This window comes from Yoonia vestfoldensis DSM 16212, from assembly GCF_000382265.1.
GTDB classification, from domain to species: Bacteria; Pseudomonadota; Alphaproteobacteria; order Rhodobacterales; family Rhodobacteraceae; genus Yoonia; species Yoonia vestfoldensis.
Genome location: NZ_KB907980.1, coordinates 144,988 through 161,109, shown reverse-complemented (window position 1 = coordinate 161,109; position 16,122 = coordinate 144,988). Strand labels below are relative to the sequence as shown.

The following is a 16,122-nucleotide window of genomic DNA, read 5'->3' as shown; positions in this document are numbered from 1 at the left end:
CGGGGTGAACCCCGGCCTACGCTTTGTCGCCTGACGGTCGGGCGCGGTGTCCCAGTAGGCCGGGGTTCACCCCGGCTTATTTGATCAGCGATTTCACCTTGTCGGCCACAGCCTGCGCGGTGATGCCGAATTCCTGATAAAGCCGTTCAGCGGGCGCAGAGGCGCCAAAGCCGTGCATACCGACGAACCCGGACTTTTCACGCTTGCCGCGCTCACCAAAGAGCCAGCGGTCCCAGCCGAAACGGATCCCCGCCTCGACCGCGACGCGCACGGGGCCTGCGGGCAGAACCTTGCGGCGATAGCTGTCGTCCTGCTCCTCGAACAATTCCCAACAAGGCATCGACACGACACGCGTGCCGATCCCTTCGGCCTGCAGCAGGTCACGCGCGGCCAGCGCGATCTCCACCTCGGACCCTGTCGCCATGATGATCGCCTGCCTTTTGCCATCCGCATCGGCCAGCACATAGCCGCCTTGCGCGGTCAGGTTCTTGGCGGTGTGGGTCGTGCGCACGGTGGGCAGGTTCTGGCGCGACAGGGCCAGCACCGATGGCGTGGTCTTGCTGGTCAGCGCCATTTCCCAGGCTTCCGCCGTCTCGATCGTATCGGCAGGGCGGAACACATGCATGTTCGGCGTGGCGCGCAGCATCGCCAGATGCTCGACCGGCTGGTGGGTCGGGCCATCCTCGCCCAGACCGATGCTGTCATGGGTCATCACATAGGTCACCGGCACGCCCATTAGCGCGGACAGGCGCATCGCCCCACGTGCGTAATCGGTGAAACACATGAACGTGCCGCCGTAGGCGCGCGCGCCGCCGTGCAGCGCCATGCCGTTCATCGCCGCCGCCATGCCGTGTTCGCGGATGCCGTAATAGATGTAGCGGCCCTTGCGGGTGTCAGGGTGGAACACGCCCAGATCGCCGGTCTTGGTGTTGTTCGACCCTGTCAGGTCGGCCGATCCGCCGATGGTTTCGGGCATGATCGGGTTGATGACTTCCAACGTCATTTCGGACGATTTGCGCGTTGCGACCGAAGGCGCGCTTTCCGAGATTTGCTTTTTCAGCGCGCGGATCGTGGCGGCGAGTTTCCTGGGCGCGTCACCGGCATAGGCGCGGGTGAATTCGGCCTGCTTGGTGCCGGACAGGGCGGCAAAGCGTGCCTCCCATGCGGCGCGTGTCTCTGCCCCGCGGGCGCCGATGGCTTTCCAAGCGTCCAGCACGTCGGTGGCAACCTCGAACGCCCCCATGGGCGCGCCATAGGCGGTTTTCGCGGCAGCAAGCTGGTCGGCATTGGTCAGCGCACCATGGCCTTTGGACGTGTCCTGCGCGGCATGGCCCAAGGCGATATGCGTCTTGCAGGCGATCATCGAGGGGCGGGGATCGGCCTTGGCTGCCGTGATGGCGGCGTCGATGGCGATCGGATCATGGCCGTCGATTTCCTGCACATGCCAGCCCGAGGCCGCAAAGCGCGCCGGCTGGTCGGTGATATCGGCAATATCGACAGTGCCGTCGATGGTGATGTTGTTGTTGTCCCAGAACACGACCAGATGGCCCAGTTTCTGCATGCCAGCCAGACCGATCGCCTCTTGGCTGATCCCTTCCATCAGGCAGCCGTCACCGGCGATGACATAGGTGTGGTGATCGACGATCTTTGCGCCCCAATGGGCGCGCTGGATTTCCTCGGCGATGGCGAACCCGACCGAATTGGCGATGCCCTGACCCAAGGGGCCCGTGGTCGTATCGATCCCGCGCGCATGGCCGTATTCGGGATGGCCTGCGGTTTTCGCACCCCACTGGCGGAAATCCTTGATCTGCTGGAGCGTGATATCCTCATATCCGGTCAGATACATCAGCGCGTAAAGCAGCATCGACCCATGCCCTGCCGACAGGATGAACCGGTCGCGGTCGGGCCAGGCGGGGGCTTTGGGGTCGAACTTCAGGTGCTTTTCGAACAGGACGGTCGCCACGTCGGCCATGCCCATCGGCATGCCGGAATGGCCGGAATTGGCAGCCGCAACCGCATCAAGCGTCAGGGTGCGGATGGCGGCGGCTTTTTTCCAATGTTCGGGGTGCGCGGAACGCAGGGCGGCAATATCCAAGGGGGCAGTCCTTCAGGCAAAGGGGAATACAAACTCTTGGCTGCGTCATATCAGGGTCGCCCCCAAGATCAAGCGCGACAGCTAAGCTGTTCTGATCAATGACGTCATCGCGTTTGCTGCGCTGCTGTTGATGGCATAGGCTTTGAAAACGCCGGAACGATTCGGGGGGCAAGGCGAAATTTCGCCGCTGACCGGGGCCGGTACGGGTTGAAGTTCAGGCCCGGATCGGGGCAATCCGGCGCGCGACTATGTGAAAGGGCGGGCAATGAGTGATGTGCTTGAACTCGGAAATCGGATCACGGTGGCACTTGACCGGATCCGCCGTGGCGTCGAGGCGCAGGGCAAGGCGGATGCGGCGGAAAGTTCGCTTTTTGACGCCTTGCAGGCCGAGCGGGCGCAAAACGCTGCCTTGATGGCCCAGATCACCGAGCTGCAAAGCACGCAGGGCGCGGGGGACGGCGACCTGACCCGGCGCTTGGAAACCCAAGCCGCGCAATTGCAGGCGATGGACGGCCATTTGCAACGGCTGCGTGCGGCGACCCAGCAGTTGCGCGATCTGAACGGGCAGTTGCGCCACGCGCTGACGGCGGGGCTTGACCCTGCGCTGATCGACAGCGCGCTTGCCGCCGAGGTCGAGGCCTTGCAGGCGCTGCGCGCCGCCGATGCCGCCGAGGTCGATGCGATTCTGGCCGAATTGAAACCGCTGGTCGAGGAGGCCGCCCATGCCACAGGTTGAAATCTTTATCGGGGGCCGCACGTTCGAGGTGGCCTGTCAGGAAGGCGAGGAGCATTTCCTGCATTCCGCCGCCGCCATGCTGGATGCCGAAGCTGCGACGCTGGCCGAACAGATCGGCCGTCTGCCCGAAGCGCGGATGTTGTTGATGGCGGGGTTGCTGCTGGCCGACAAGACAGCCGGGCTGGAGGACAAACTGCGCGAGGCGCAGGTCGAAGCGGTCGAACTGCGCGCGAAGATCGACCAGATGCAAGCGGCACCTCGTCCTGAGGCCCAGCGGATCGAGGTGCCTGTGGTGCCTGCGGATGTTGTGGAAACACTGGCAGAACTGGCCGCCAGGGCCGAAGCCTTGGCGGATCAGGTGGATGCGAAACTCGCCTGATCAGGCGTTCGCTTCTCGGATCTTGTCGGCGGCGTCCTTGTCGAAGGTCACCCCTTTGTCCGCGAATAGCGTGTCAAGCTCGCCCGACAGGGTCATTTCGGTGATGATGTCGCAGCCGCCAACGAATTCGCCCTTGACGTAAAGCTGCGGGATCGTCGGCCAGTCTGAGAAATCCTTGATCCCTTGGCGGATGTCTTCGTCAGCGAGCACGTTCACATCGGCGAAATCGACGCCCATGAAGTTCAGAACACCCGCGACGCGGCTGGAAAACCCGCATTGTGGCATGGATTTCGTGCCTTTCATGAACAATACGACATCGTTGGATGTGATTGTTTCCTGAATTTTGTCTTTGGCGGTCATATGTGGGTCCTTTGTCAGGTCGTGTTTCAATCGGGCGCCTTGGTGGTCAGCGCCAGCGCATGCAATTCGCCGTGGCTGCCGTCCATCCGGCCCTTGAGCGCGGCATAGACCGCGCGTTGTTGTTGCACGCGGTTCATGCCGCGAAAGCTTTCGTCGATGACTTCTGCGGCAAAATGCGCGCCGTCATGGCCCTGTACGCTGATCCGGGCCTGCGGGAAGCTTTCGCGCAACAGCGTTTCGATCTCATGGGCGGTGATGGGCATCTGCGGTCCTTTTCGGGCGTCTCATGTACAAGTTAGGTGTGATGCGGGCGGCAAGCAAGGCGCTGCCTCCGGCAGGAGTATTTTTGGAAAAAAGAAGCCATCAGGCCAGCGCTTTTTCAAAGCTCGTGCGATAGATCTGGGCGAGATCGACCAGAGCCGCGCTTTCGCTGCCGAATGTCACCATGTCGCCGCCGGCCTTGCCCACGGTGGCAAGCGGCACACCCGCCTGACCTGCAGCGACCATCAGCGCCTCGGCCTGATCGAAATTGCAGCCGATCAGGTAACGCGCCTGATCCTCGCCAAAAAGCGTGGGCGTGTCGCCGGCATCAAGCGTGATGCCCACACCTGCGGATTCAGCCAGCTCGAACGCGGCCAAGGCCAGACCGCCGTCGCCCAGATCTGTGCAGGCAGTGATGAAGACGCAATTGGCGCGGATAAAGTCGCCATTGCGCCGCTCGGCGTCCAGATCGACAGGCGGCGGCGGGCCTTCGGCGCGGTGATAGACCTCGGCAAGGAGGGCGGATTGGCCAAGATGGCCCGAGGTTTCACCGACCAGCAACAGCACATGGCCGTCGCGCAACTGACCGGCGATGATCTGATCGGGATGGGTGATGATACCGACAGCCCCGATGGTCGGTGTAGGCAGGATGCCCTTGCCGTCGGTTTCGTTGTAAAGCGAGACGTTGCCCGACACGATCGGCATATCGAGCGCTTTGACGGCTTCACCGATGCCCTGGATCGCGCCGACGAATTGCCCCATGATTTCGGGCTTTTCGGGGTTGCCGAAATTCATGTTGTCGGTGGTGGCCAGCGGTTTTGCGCCCACGGCGGTCAGGTTGCGGTAAGCCTCGGCGACGGCCTGTTTGCCGCCTTCCACCGGGTCGGCCATGACATAGCGCGGGGTCACATCCGAGGTGAAGGCCAGCGCCTTGTCCGTGCCATGCACGCGCACGATGCCTGCACCAAGGCCGGGGATGCGGGCGGTGTCGCCCATCACCTGGCTGTCGTATTGTTCATAGACCCATTGCTTGCCCGCATAGTTCGGGGTGCTGATCAATGCGCGCAAACCGTCGATCGGGCTGACGCCCACCACATCGCCCAAAGCGTCCTGCGCCGGGGTCGGCACCCAGGGCCGGTCATATTCGGGGGCGGAGCCGGAGAGGGTGGCCAGCGGCAGGTCGGCTTTCACCTCGCCTTTGTGGACAACGATGAACCGATCCTCGGGGATGGTTTCGCCGACGATGGCGAAATCAAGGTCCCATTTGACAAAAACGGCGCGCGCTACGGCCTCCAGTTCGGGGCGCAGGACCATCAACATGCGTTCCTGGCTTTCCGACAGCATCATTTCATAGGCGGTCATGCCGGTTTCGCGTTGCGGAACAGCGTCAAGGTTCAGCCGCACGCCAAGCCCGCCTTTGTCGCCCATCTCCACCGCCGAACAGGTCAGGCCAGCAGCCCCCATGTCCTGAATGGAAATCACGGCCCCCGTGGCCATCAGTTCCAGCGTCGCTTCCATCAGGCGCTTTTCGGTGAACGGGTCACCGACCTGCACGGTGGGGCGCTTTTCCTCGATGCTGTCATCGAATTCGGCGCTGGCCATGGTCGCGCCGCCGACACCGTCGCGCCCCGTTTTGGCACCCAGGTAAACGACAGGCATGCCCACGCCGGAGGCGGCTGAATAGAAAATCTTGTCCGTATCGGCCAGCCCTGCGGCAAAGGCGTTCACAAGGCAGTTGCCGTTATAAGCGGGATGGAACCGCACTTCGCCGCCCACAGTCGGCACGCCGAAGGCATTGCCATAGCCGCCGACACCAGCGACGACGCCATTGACCAGCTGCCGCGTCTTGGGGTGGGAGGTTTCGCCGAAGGACAACGCATTCATCGCCGCAATCGGGCGCGCGCCCATGGTGAACACATCGCGCAGAATGCCGCCCACTCCGGTCGCGGCCCCCTGATAAGGTTCGATATAGCTGGGGTGGTTGTGGCTTTCCATCTTGAAGACCACGGCCTGACCGTCGCCGATATCGACGACGCCCGCGTTTTCACCGGGGCCGCAGATGACCTGCGGGCCGGTCGTAGGCAGGGTCCGCAGCCATTTCTTGGAGGATTTGTAGGAACAATGTTCGTTCCACATCGCCGAAAAGATGCCAAGTTCGGTAAAGGTCGGGGTCCTGCCGATGATGTCCAGAATACGCTGGTATTCATCCGGTTTCAGCCCATGGGCTGCGATGAGATCGGGCGTGATGGCTGGCTCTGTCATGATGTCCCCTCGGTCCTGTGCCTGTCATACAGGCGTGGACCGAGGGGTTAAAGACGCAAAACGCAGGCGATCAGGCCTGTATCAGGCCAGACGTGCGATCAGCTCGTTGCGCATCATTTTAAGCGTCAGGCGACCTTCGGTGACTGTTTGCGCCCCGATCTGGAAAATGACGACATTCTGGGTGATGCCGAAGTTGTCGACGATTTCAACGCTCAGCATGAGGTTGTCATCGGGGCCGGGCCGCACCCCGGTGACGATCCCGACCAGCACGTTGTCGCGTGTCCAGACCGTCGTGCCAATGATGTCGCCTGTCGGAAAGACGGGCGGGGCGACCCGAAAATCGGGATTGGTCGCGGCGAATGCGTTGTCGTCAGTGCCGCCAGAGGCACCGCCACCACCCGAGCTGCCGCCCGAATGGCCACCGGAACCGTTCTCGCTGCCGGTCCCGCCGCCTGAATTGCTGCCGCTGCCGGACCCGCCGCCGGTATTGCTGCCACTGCCGACGCTGACGCCGGCCGAGACCGCATTGCCGCCGTGCGATCCGCCAACATTGACATCGGCCGACGCGATGGACCCGCGTCCAACGCTGACGCCTGCGGAAATGCCGCCGATCTTGACGGACACACCAAGACCTTCCGCGAAAACGGGCGACATCGGGATGCACGCTGCGATTGCAGCGATAAGATACTTGTTTTGGGATTTTTGCATGGGACTACCTATAACAATTGGTTACTCTCCACGGGCGGCGACAGTCCCACCACAGACGACCCCGCGGATTCAGGATAGTTCAGGTTTCGTCTCAGACCTAACGTTTTTTGATGCCTAGGGTTGTATTGCGACCTCGTTGTTTGTTGGTTGGTGTCGATCGCCGCAGGTTTCATGCAAAAATAGCAATATAGAACAAGTTATTGTTCAGATTCTGGTTCGCCTTCGGTTCCAGTGTAGCGATCTGGATCAATGGGGGCGTTGCGGATACCAAGCCGCAGGATCTGTCTGCGGAAAAAAGACGATCCTGTTTCAATGCAACAGATTGTCCGCATCGGGAAATACGACAACCAGCGGACGATCCAGCGCCTGTCAGTCACGATCTGATGAAATGCGTGATTCGCCATCTGCTGCATTATCACGCATTTGGCATGTTCCGCCGACGATACTGCGGTGACGCATCCTTTTGCTGCAATGCGGAAGAACATGAGAAGCTTACAAAAGGTTGTATTTGACCTTTGCCTGCACGCGGAAAGCGTGTCTTTGAGCGCAGTTATGCATGGCATGCGACGCGCGCCGCAAAAAAAAGCCGGGCACAAGGCCCGGCGAAGTCCAACAGGGAGGTGAGGGTGATGAGCAATTACGCATCATCGCCCTCGGATGAACAGATAGGGCGCGTTTTTTGACCAATCAAGAAAAAATCTCCTGATGGTGGTGCATTCCCGCTATGTGTTGCACGCATGGCTCGTTGTCACTTGCCAAGGTCGAAGGTCAGCCCCACGACCAGAATGGCGTTGGCATGGCCTTTGCCGGGGGCTTTGTCCATGATGCTGCTGCCCGGCATGACCTGTACAAAACCCGGTCCGCATTCCAGATGCAGCCCGCCGACCGGGATCCAGCCATTGACGTCATAGCTGGTCCGGTTCGCAAGCGACGGGTAATGGGCCGTGCCGAAAAAGCCCGCGGCACTGCATGTGTCGCCGCGCCACAAGTCGCGAGACAGGGTGACGAAAGGGGCGGGGTCGGAAAAGCTGTTGCGCACGACCCCGATGGTGACATCCGCCAAGGCCGCGTCCCAGGTCAGCGCAAGACCGGGGTTGTTTTCGTTCAGACGGTCTCTGGCCTCGCTGTTGATATGGTTGGTCGCCAATGGAATGGTGATCCGGTCGGGGATCAGATCATAGGCCTGCACAACAGTTCCGAAAGTCATGGCCATGGCCATGACGGCTATCTTTAACATCATCATCGTTAACACCTGCAACTCATCACTCAATGACCCGAAGGCCATCACGGATGTTGTCATAGGGGCCGTTACGCGGCGCGGCGATACCTTGCTTAAGGCATTGGTAAACATGTTGGGGGCAGCACGACCGCGCAATTGGGCAGATGCGCCGCGATCTGCACCTCATCAAATAGTTGAGATTCAATGAAAATACTGACGGGCCGCAGCAACCGGAAGGCGCAGCTTTGCTGAAATTGATTCAAACTTTTCGGAGACGGGACAGATCGTCGGCCTGGTCCGCGCCTATTGCGGCACGGTTTCGCGAATCTTGCGCCTATGGGCGAAAATCTCTTCCTGGACAAAATCGCGGAATGCGGCGATCCGTTTGGACTGCCGCAACTCTTCGGGATAGGCCAAGAATACGGGCACTTCACCGCTTTCGAGTTCGGGCAGGACCCGGACGAGGTCGGGAAAATCCTCGATCACATAATCGGGCAGCACGCCGATGCCGATATTGTTCAGCACACCCTGTAGCACGCCAAAGTAGTTATTGACGGTGAACAGATGCTGCACATCGCTGGTCAGCAGATGCTGGACCAGCGTCGCGCCCGCCGAGACCTGGATCGAATTCAGGCTTTGGCAGACCAGCCGGTGATCGGACAGATCAGCCAGCGCTTCCGGCGTGCCGTTCATTTCCAGATATGACGGCGATGCATAAAGCCGCATCCTTACCGACATCAGGCGCTTGCGGATCAGGTCGGCCTGCGAGGGTTCCTTCATGCGGATCGCGACATCGGCCTCGCGCATGGGCAGGTCGAGCACGCGTTCCTCCAGCATCAGGTCGATTTTCAGATCGGGATAGGTCTCGAACAGCTTGGGCAAGCGCGGCGCAAGCCAGAGCGTGCCAAAACCCGTGGTCGTCGTGACGCGCAGATCGCCGAATACCTCTTCTTCGCTGTCGCGGATGCGGGCAGAGGCGGTTTCAAGCCGCTTGTTCATCGACTTGGTCGCATCGAACAGCAATTCGCCCTGTTCGGTCAGAATCAGCCCGCGTGCATGGCGGTGGAACAGGGTGGTGTTCAGCGCCTCTTCCAAGGCGCGGATCTGGCGACTCACGGCCGATTGCGACAGATGGAGCGTGTCACCCGCATGCGTCAGCGACCCCGCGTCAGCGACCGCGTGAAAGATTCGTAGCTTATCCCAGTCCATTCCGCGCTTTCAGTGCTGTTGTTAACGCTCACATTTATCCTTCATTACGCTATTGCAGCAAAAGGTTGCAAACTTTCTTGTGCGGTATTTTGTTCTTTGTAGGTCAGCAAGTTTGACCTATAATGATCCTGCAAGCGCTTGGGAGGGTGTCAGATGAGCCGCCATGAAATCACACTCAACGACAGATACGATCTGGAAAAGTCGCCCGTCCTGCTGAACGGGACCCAAGCGCTGGTCCGTCTGATGCTGATGCAAAAGGCGCGTGATGCGCGGGCCGGGCTGAATACGGCGGGCTATGTGACCGGATATCGCGGATCGCCGCTGGGTGCGGTCGATATGCAGATGAGCAAGGCGAAATCGGTGTTGGAACCAGCCGATATCACGTTCCAGCCGGGTCTGAACGAAGATCTGGCCGCGACGGCCCTATGGGGCAGCCAGCAGGCAGAACTGCGCGGCGAAGGCAAATATGACGGTGTGTTCGGTCTTTGGTACGGCAAAGGCCCTGGCGTGGACCGGTCCGGCGATGTGATGCGCCACGCCAATATGGCGGGCACCAGCCCCCATGGCGGTGTCATCATGGCGATGGGCGATGACCATACCGGCGAAAGCTCTACCACCTTGCACCAGTCCGACTGGGCGATGGTTGATGCCTATATGCCGATCGTCTCACCTGCGGGCGTGCAGGAAATCCTGGATTACGGCCTTTATGCTTGGGCCTTGTCGCGTTATGCAGGCGTCTGGGTCGGGCTCAAGACGATGAAGGACACGATCGAGGTCACATCCGTAGTCGATGCCGATCCGTTCCGCGCCGATTTCGTCATTCCTGACATGGCCCTGCCCGAAGGCGGGTTGAATATCCGTCTGGTCGACACCCCGCAACTGCAAGAAGCGCGGATGATCGACTACAAACGCTTCGCCGCCGAGGCGTTCAGCCGCGCCAACCGGATGGACCAGCGCAAATGGGGCAAGGCTGGCGCGCGCATCGGCTTTGTCGCGGCGGGCAAGAACTGGCTTGATCTGCAACACGCATTGGCACTGCTGAATATCACCGAAGGCGACGCCGAGCGCCTTGGCATCACCACCTACAAGATCGGGCAGGTCTGGCCTCTCGATATGGCGTCGTTCCATGAATGGGCGGCGGGTCTTGATCTGGTCATCGTGGTCGAGGAAAAGCGCAAGCTGATCGAAGTGCAGGTCAAAGAGGCCTTGTTCGACGATACCCGCACCCGCGTCTACGGCTGGCACAAGGGCGACGAACATTCCGAAGGGCGCCGCGAGGAGATTTTCCCGACGCGTGCCGCGCTCGACCCGATCTGGATCGCCGAAAAGATCGGCGGGATTTTGATCGAGGAAGGCTGTGGATCGGATGGGATCAGCGCAGGCATGGCCGCCCTGGCCGAGGCCCGGCGCGCCGACAATGCGCCGGAACTGGCGGCGCGTCTGCCCTATTTCTGTTCGGGCTGCCCGCATAATTCATCGACCAAGGTGCCCGAAGGCAGTCGGGCCTATGCGGGCATCGGCTGTCACTACATGGTGCAATGGATGGACCGCAACACCGTCGGCTTCACCCAGATGGGCGGCGAGGGTGCCAATTGGGTCGGTGAGGCGCCATTTTCCACCCGCGACCATGTGTTCCAGAACCTTGGCGACGGCACCTACAACCATTCGGGCGTGCAGGCGATCCGGTTCGCGCTGATGGCAGGAACGAACATCACCTACAAGATCCTGTATAACGACGCGGTCGCCATGACCGGCGGGCAGGGCAACGATGGCGGGCTGACCGCCGACCAGATCTGCCGCGAATTGCAGGCGATGGGGGTGCGCAACATCGCACTCGTCCATGACGCGAAAGAGGAATTGGACCTGTCGGTTTTCCCCAAAGGACTGGACATCAACGAACGCGCCGATTTCCAAGCTGTTCAAGAGAAATTCAGTAAATACAAAGGCGTGTCGGCCATCGTTTACGTTCAGACCTGTGCCGCCGAAAAGCGCCGTCGCCGCAAGCGCGGGCAATTCCCCGACCCCGACAAGCGCGTCTTCATCAACACCGACATTTGTGAAGGCTGCGGCGATTGCGGCGTGCAATCCAACTGCGTCAGCATCGTTCCTGTGGAAACCGAACTGGGGCGCAAGCGCGCGATTGACCAATCGTCCTGCAATAAGGATTTTTCTTGCGTCAAAGGGTTCTGCCCGTCTTTCGTCACCATCGAAGGCGCAAAAATCCGCAAGGAAGCGACCGCCGCCGTCGATCTGCCCGACATGCCGGACCCTGTGCTGCCCACCATCCACGGCACGCATAACACTGTCATCACCGGCGTGGGGGGCACGGGCGTTGTGACCATCGGCGCGGTCATTGCGATGGCCGCCCATATTGACGGCAAAGGCGCGGGCATGATGGAAATGGCGGGGCTCGCCCAAAAAGGCGGGGCTGTGCATATCCATTGCCGCATCGCCGAAAACCCGCGCGATATCAGCGCGATCCGTGTCGCCACCGGCGAATGCGACACGCTGATCGGCGGCGATCTGGTGGTGTCGGCGGGGGCCAAGACGCTCGGCCTGATGAAGACGGGCCGCACGCGCGGTGTCGTCAACAGCCACGAGATCATCACCGGCGATTTCACCCGCAACACCGAATTCAAACTGCCTGCCGACGCGTTGCGCCTGTCGCTGCAGGCGCGGTTGGGCGATGGCGTCACCCTGTTCGATGCCTCTGATCTTGCCAAGGCGCTGCTGGGTGACAGCATCTATTCCAACATGATGATCTTTGGCGCGGTCTGGCAGATGGGCGCGATCCCACTGAGCTATGAGGCGATCCTTGGGGCGATCGAGTTGAACGGCGCTGCGATCAACCGCAATATCCGCGCGTTTGAGCTGGGCCGCTGGGCCTATCTGCATCCGGCGGATGCGGCGGCGATCCTTGCGCCGAATGTGGTGGCCTTCCCGCAGACGCTGGAGGACAAGATCGCCTTTCGCATGGATCACCTGACCGCCTATCAAGGCGCACGTCTGGCGAAACGCTATCGCAAATTCGTCGACCAGTTTCAGGATCAGCCTTTGCGCGAAGCGGTCGCACTGGGGTATCACAAGCTCTTGTCCTATAAGGATGAATACGAGGTGGCGCGCCTATTGACCCAGACCCGCGCCAAGGCCGCCGCCGAGTTTGATGGCGAGCTGAAGCTGACCTATCATCTGGCGCCGCCGATCATTTCCAAAACCGGCAGCGACGGGCGGCCCATGAAACGGGAATTCGGCGCGCGGATGGGTGGTGCTTTTCCGAAACTGGCGCGGTTCAAATTCCTGCGCGGCACGGTGTTCGACCCCTTTGGCCGCAACCCCGAACGGCGGATGGAGCGCGCGCTGATCGCGCAATACGAGACAGATATGGCCGAAGTGCTGCGCATCCTGCGCCCCGATACACGTGACGCTGCCGTGGCCTTGGCGCGCCTGCCGCTCGACATTCGCGGGTTTGGCCCCGTCAAGGACGCGAATGCCCGCAAGGCCGCAAAACGGCGCGAGGAACTGCTTGCCAGCCTGTGTGCGGCACCGATGCAGCAGGCGGCAGAGTGATTGTGCAGGCGCAACGCTTTGTCATGTAAACTTTGCATCACCCTGCTAAAGACCCGCGTGGATTTGGTGCAGGGGTAAGCGATGCGCAAAGATCGGCAGGTGGCGCGGGATATCACCTATGCCACGTCGGCCAAGGGACGCGGGGGCCGTGCGCTGATCCGCGTGATGGAAAACGCGACGGGCCGCTTGCGTCTGATCAAAAAGGCGCGCGGCTATGACCGCGACGTGGCCCAGGGTGCGGATTTCTGGCAGGTGATGACCGCGCGCTACGGCCTTGATTTACAGGTCGCGGGTGGATCGCTGGACGATATTCCCAGCTGTGGCCCGCTGATCGTGGTGTCCAACCACCCTTATGGCATTCTGGACGGGCTGATGATGGGCTTGATCCTGTCGCAGCGGCGCGGTGGCGATTTCAAGGTGCTGGCGCATCGCATTTTCCGCGCCTCGCCCGATCTGGAAAAGGTGATCCTGCCGATTTCTTTCGATGAAACCAAGGAAGCCGCCAAGCTGAACCTCGACACGCGGGCCGAGGCCGTGCGTTATCTGGGCGCAGGCGGGGCGATCGGGATTTTCCCGGGCGGGACGGTGTCGACATCCGCCAAGCCGTTCTCGCAGCCGATGGACCCCGGCTGGCGCAATTTCACCGCCAAGATGATCGCCAAATCTGACGCCACCGTCGTCCCGATCTTCTTTGAAGGCCGCAACAGCCGCCTGTTCCAGCTTGCCAGCCATTTGCATTACACCCTGCGGATGGGTCTTTTGATCCGCGAATTCAAGGCGCGGATCAACAAGCCCGTGCGCGTCGTCATCGGCAAGCCTATCGCCGCCGATGTGCTGGCGGGGCTGAAAAAAGACACCAAAGCATGCATGGATTTCCTGCGCAAAGCCACCTATGAGTTAAGTCTCGATCCGCTCGATCCGACCATGATCGGGCATGAATTCGAAGACAGATACAAGGTGCGCGATGGCCGTAGGGATATTCGATAGCGGACTGGGTGGGTTGACGGTGCTTGACGCGGTGGCCGCGCGACTGCCGGATGTGCCGCTGGTGTATCTGGGCGACAGCGCCCATGCGCCTTACGGCGTGCGCACGCCTGACGATATCTACAACCTGACCACCGCCGCCACGCAGCGCCTGTTCGATGCGGGCTGCGATCTGGTGATCCTGGCCTGCAATACTGCCTCTGCCGCCGCGCTCCGCCGGATGCAGGAAGCCTGGGTGCCACAGGGCAAACGCGTGCTGGGCGTCTTCGTGCCGCTGATCGAGGCGCTGACAGAACGGCAATGGGGCGACAATTCCCCCCCGCGCGAAGTCGCTGTCAAACATGTCGCCCTGTTCGCGACCCCCGCTACGGTGTCGAGCCGCGCTTTCCAGCGCGAACTGGCCTTCCGCGCCATCGGAGTCGATGTCGAGGCGCAAGCCTGCGGCGGTGTCGTCGATGCGATCGAGGATGGCGACATGATCCTGGCCGAGGCATTGGTGCGCAGCCATGTCGATGCCTTGCGCCGCAAGATGCCCACGCCCGACGCCGCCGTGCTGGGCTGCACGCATTATCCGCTGATGGAAAAGGTATTTCAGGACGCGCTGGGGCCAGAGGTGAAGGTCTTCAGCCAGGCCAATCTGGTCGCCGAAAGCCTTGCCGATTACCTGACCCGCCGCCCCGAAATGATCGGCGCGGGCCGCGACAGCGCCTTTCTGACCACGGGCGATCCGGCCCGCGTGTCGGCCCGCGCCACGCAATTCCTGCGCCGCCAGATCACCTTTACAGCCGCCTGAGGAAAGGTTCGCCATGACCTACAATATCGCCATTCTGGGCGCGTCCGGTTATACCGGTGCCGAACTTGTCCGCCTGATCGCCACCCATCCGCGTCTGCGGATTGCGGCCCTGTCTGCCGACCGCAAGGCTGGCCAGCAGATGGCCGACGTGTTCCCGCATCTGCGCCATCTGGACCTGCCCGTGCTGGTGAAGATGGAGGATATCGACTTTTCCGGCATTGATCTGGTGTTCGCCGCCTTGCCGCATGGTTTGTCGCAAGCGCTGGTGCGCGATCTGCCCCAATCGGTGAAAGTCGTCGATCTGGGTGCCGATTTCCGGCTGCGTGATCCTGCGGCCTATGAAAAATGGTATGGTGCCGCCCATGTCGCGACCGAATTGCAGAAAACCGCCGTCTACGGTCTGACCGAGTTTTACCGCGACGCTATCAAATCCGCGCGGCTGGTCGCTGGCACGGGCTGCAACGCGGCCACCGTTCAATTCGCGCTGCGCCCGTTGATCAGCGGCGGCCTGATCGACCTAGACGACATCATCTGCGATCTGAAAAACGGGATTTCGGGGGCAGGGCGGTCGCTGAAGGAAAACATGCTGTTCACCGAACGCAGCAGCGATGTCCTTGGCTATTCCCAAGGCGGCAAGCACCGGCATCTGGGGGAATTCGATCAGGAATTCAGCGCACTGGCCGGACGCAAGGTCGAAATCCAGTTCACCCCGCATCTGGTGCCGGTCAGCCGGGGCATTCTGGCCAGCTGCTATCTGCGCGGCGATGCGCAGGCGATCCATGCCGCGCTGACAGCGGCCTATGCGGACGAGCCGTTCATTCATGTCCTGCCTTTCGGCCAATGTCCCGGCACAGGCCATGTGATGGGATCGAATTTCTGTCATATCGGTGTGACATCGGACCGCATTTCGGGCCGCGCCCTTGTCGTGGCCACCCTCGACAACCTATGTAAGGGATCGTCAGGGCAGGCCGTGCAGAACGCCAACCTGATGCTGGGTCTGAATGAAACGGATGGTCTGATGCTGGTGCCGGTTTTCCCATGAGCGGTTTGAAAAGCCTCAAGAAACGCCGCCGCGTGCAGGTGATTTCCATCGCGGGGGCCTGCGTCGCGCTGGTGCTTGTGTTGCTGTATTTCCTGCCGGGTGACAGTTTCCAGTTCTTCCGCTCGCCGTCCGAGGTGTCCGAGGCTCCGCCAACACCCAACGAACGCTTCCGTCTGGGCGGACTGGTCGAACGCGGCACCTTGGTGCGCGGGCAGGGGCAGGAAATCACCTTTGCCGTGACAGATGGCGGCGCGTCGATCCCTGTCGTCTATGCGGGCATCCTGCCTGACCTGTTTTCCGAAGGTGAAGGCGTCGTCGCCCAAGGCAACCTGATCGACGGCCGGTTCGAAGCCGTTGAAATCCTTGCCAAACATGACGAAACCTATATGCCGACAGAAGTGCTCGACGCGCTGAAGGCGCAGGGCGTGTATGTAGACCCGAACGGTGCCCGCATCTCGCCTTAACCTTGGATTGATACCCTGTCCTCTCACCCAAGTGAGGGCAGGA

16 protein-coding genes are annotated in these 16,122 nt (G+C 61.2%); 8 read left to right on the top strand and 8 right to left on the bottom strand.

The features are described 5' to 3' along the window. Positions 1-76 precede the first annotated feature (76 nt). Positions 77-2,095: a transketolase gene (tkt, locus tag H147_RS0110050; protein ID WP_019955237.1), complete on the bottom strand. Its 2,019-nt coding sequence runs from the start codon at positions 2,093-2,095 to the stop codon at positions 77-79. 265 nt (positions 2,096-2,360) lie between these two features. On the opposite strand from tkt, the gene H147_RS0110045 reads away from it, so the two are divergent. Both H147_RS0110045 and zapA read left to right on the top strand, forming a co-directional pair. After that, on the top strand, positions 2,361-2,831 hold the full coding sequence (locus tag H147_RS0110045) for a hypothetical protein (protein ID WP_019955236.1): 471 nt from the start codon (positions 2,361-2,363) through the stop codon (positions 2,829-2,831). After that, positions 2,818-3,210 (top strand): cell division protein ZapA, encoded by a 393-nt coding sequence (gene zapA, locus H147_RS0110040; RefSeq protein ID WP_019955235.1) that lies wholly within the window; start codon positions 2,818-2,820, stop codon positions 3,208-3,210. Before H147_RS0110045 ends, zapA begins: the two co-directional genes overlap by 14 nt. Here zapA and grxD read toward each other — a convergent pair whose 3' ends face one another. The 6 genes from grxD to H147_RS0110010 form a co-directional block, all read right to left on the bottom strand. After that, the gene (grxD, locus tag H147_RS0110035; protein WP_026352416.1) at positions 3,211-3,570 is read right to left on the bottom strand and encodes a Grx4 family monothiol glutaredoxin; all 360 of its coding nucleotides are present in this window, start codon (positions 3,568-3,570) and stop codon (positions 3,211-3,213) included. Positions 3,571-3,596: 26 nt separating this feature from the next. Next, positions 3,597-3,833: a BolA/IbaG family iron-sulfur metabolism protein gene (locus tag H147_RS0110030; RefSeq protein WP_019955233.1), complete on the bottom strand. Its 237-nt coding sequence runs from the start codon at positions 3,831-3,833 to the stop codon at positions 3,597-3,599. Between the two features lie 100 nt (positions 3,834-3,933). Next, positions 3,934-6,093, bottom strand: coding sequence for a phosphoribosylformylglycinamidine synthase subunit PurL (gene purL / locus H147_RS0110025; RefSeq protein ID WP_019955232.1), 2,160 nt, complete (start codon positions 6,091-6,093; stop codon positions 3,934-3,936). Positions 6,094-6,174: 81 nt separating this feature from the next. Beyond that, positions 6,175-6,747, bottom strand: coding sequence for a hypothetical protein (locus tag H147_RS20345; RefSeq protein ID WP_211216547.1), 573 nt, complete (start codon positions 6,745-6,747; stop codon positions 6,175-6,177). A 251-nt stretch (positions 6,748-6,998) separates the two neighbouring features. Beyond that, a complete protein-coding gene (locus H147_RS0110015) occupies positions 6,999-7,286 on the bottom strand; it encodes a hypothetical protein (protein WP_019955230.1) in 288 nt (95 codons plus the stop codon). 263 nt (positions 7,287-7,549) lie between these two features. Continuing rightward, a complete protein-coding gene (locus H147_RS0110010) occupies positions 7,550-8,008 on the bottom strand; it encodes a hypothetical protein (RefSeq protein WP_211216546.1) in 459 nt (152 codons plus the stop codon). 10 nt (positions 8,009-8,018) lie between these two features. On the opposite strand from H147_RS0110010, the gene H147_RS21250 reads away from it, so the two are divergent. Beyond that, positions 8,019-8,228 carry a hypothetical protein gene (locus H147_RS21250; RefSeq protein WP_211216545.1) on the top strand — a complete coding sequence of 70 codons (210 nt, stop codon included), beginning with the start codon at positions 8,019-8,021 and terminating at the stop codon, positions 8,226-8,228. 95 nt (positions 8,229-8,323) lie between these two features. On the opposite strand, the gene H147_RS0110005 is transcribed toward H147_RS21250, so the two are convergent. Continuing rightward, positions 8,324-9,229, bottom strand: a complete 906-nt coding sequence (locus tag H147_RS0110005; protein ID WP_019955228.1) for a LysR family transcriptional regulator — start codon at positions 9,227-9,229, stop codon at positions 8,324-8,326. A gap of 153 nt (positions 9,230-9,382) precedes the next feature. Between H147_RS0110005 and H147_RS0110000 the strand changes: the two genes are divergently transcribed. The 5 genes from H147_RS0110000 to ccmE all read left to right on the top strand — a co-directional run bounded on the left by H147_RS0110000 (position 9,383) and on the right by ccmE (position 16,079). Next, positions 9,383-12,796, top strand: a complete 3,414-nt coding sequence (locus H147_RS0110000; protein ID WP_019955227.1) for an indolepyruvate ferredoxin oxidoreductase family protein — start codon at positions 9,383-9,385, stop codon at positions 12,794-12,796. A gap of 81 nt (positions 12,797-12,877) precedes the next feature. Continuing rightward, positions 12,878-13,783, top strand: coding sequence for a lysophospholipid acyltransferase family protein (locus H147_RS0109995; protein ID WP_019955226.1), 906 nt, complete (start codon positions 12,878-12,880; stop codon positions 13,781-13,783). Further along, positions 13,761-14,573: a glutamate racemase gene (locus H147_RS0109990; RefSeq protein ID WP_026352415.1), complete on the top strand. Its 813-nt coding sequence runs from the start codon at positions 13,761-13,763 to the stop codon at positions 14,571-14,573. Before H147_RS0109995 ends, H147_RS0109990 begins: the two co-directional genes overlap by 23 nt. Before the next feature lie 13 nt (positions 14,574-14,586). Beyond that, entirely contained in the window at positions 14,587-15,615 is a 1,029-nt protein-coding gene (gene argC, locus H147_RS0109985; RefSeq protein WP_019955224.1) for an N-acetyl-gamma-glutamyl-phosphate reductase, read from the top strand. After that, the gene (gene ccmE / locus H147_RS0109980) at positions 15,612-16,079 is read left to right on the top strand and encodes a cytochrome c maturation protein CcmE (RefSeq protein WP_019955223.1); all 468 of its coding nucleotides are present in this window, start codon (positions 15,612-15,614) and stop codon (positions 16,077-16,079) included. The genes argC and ccmE overlap by 4 nt, the downstream gene beginning before the upstream one ends. The last annotated feature ends 43 nt before the right edge of the window (positions 16,080-16,122 follow it).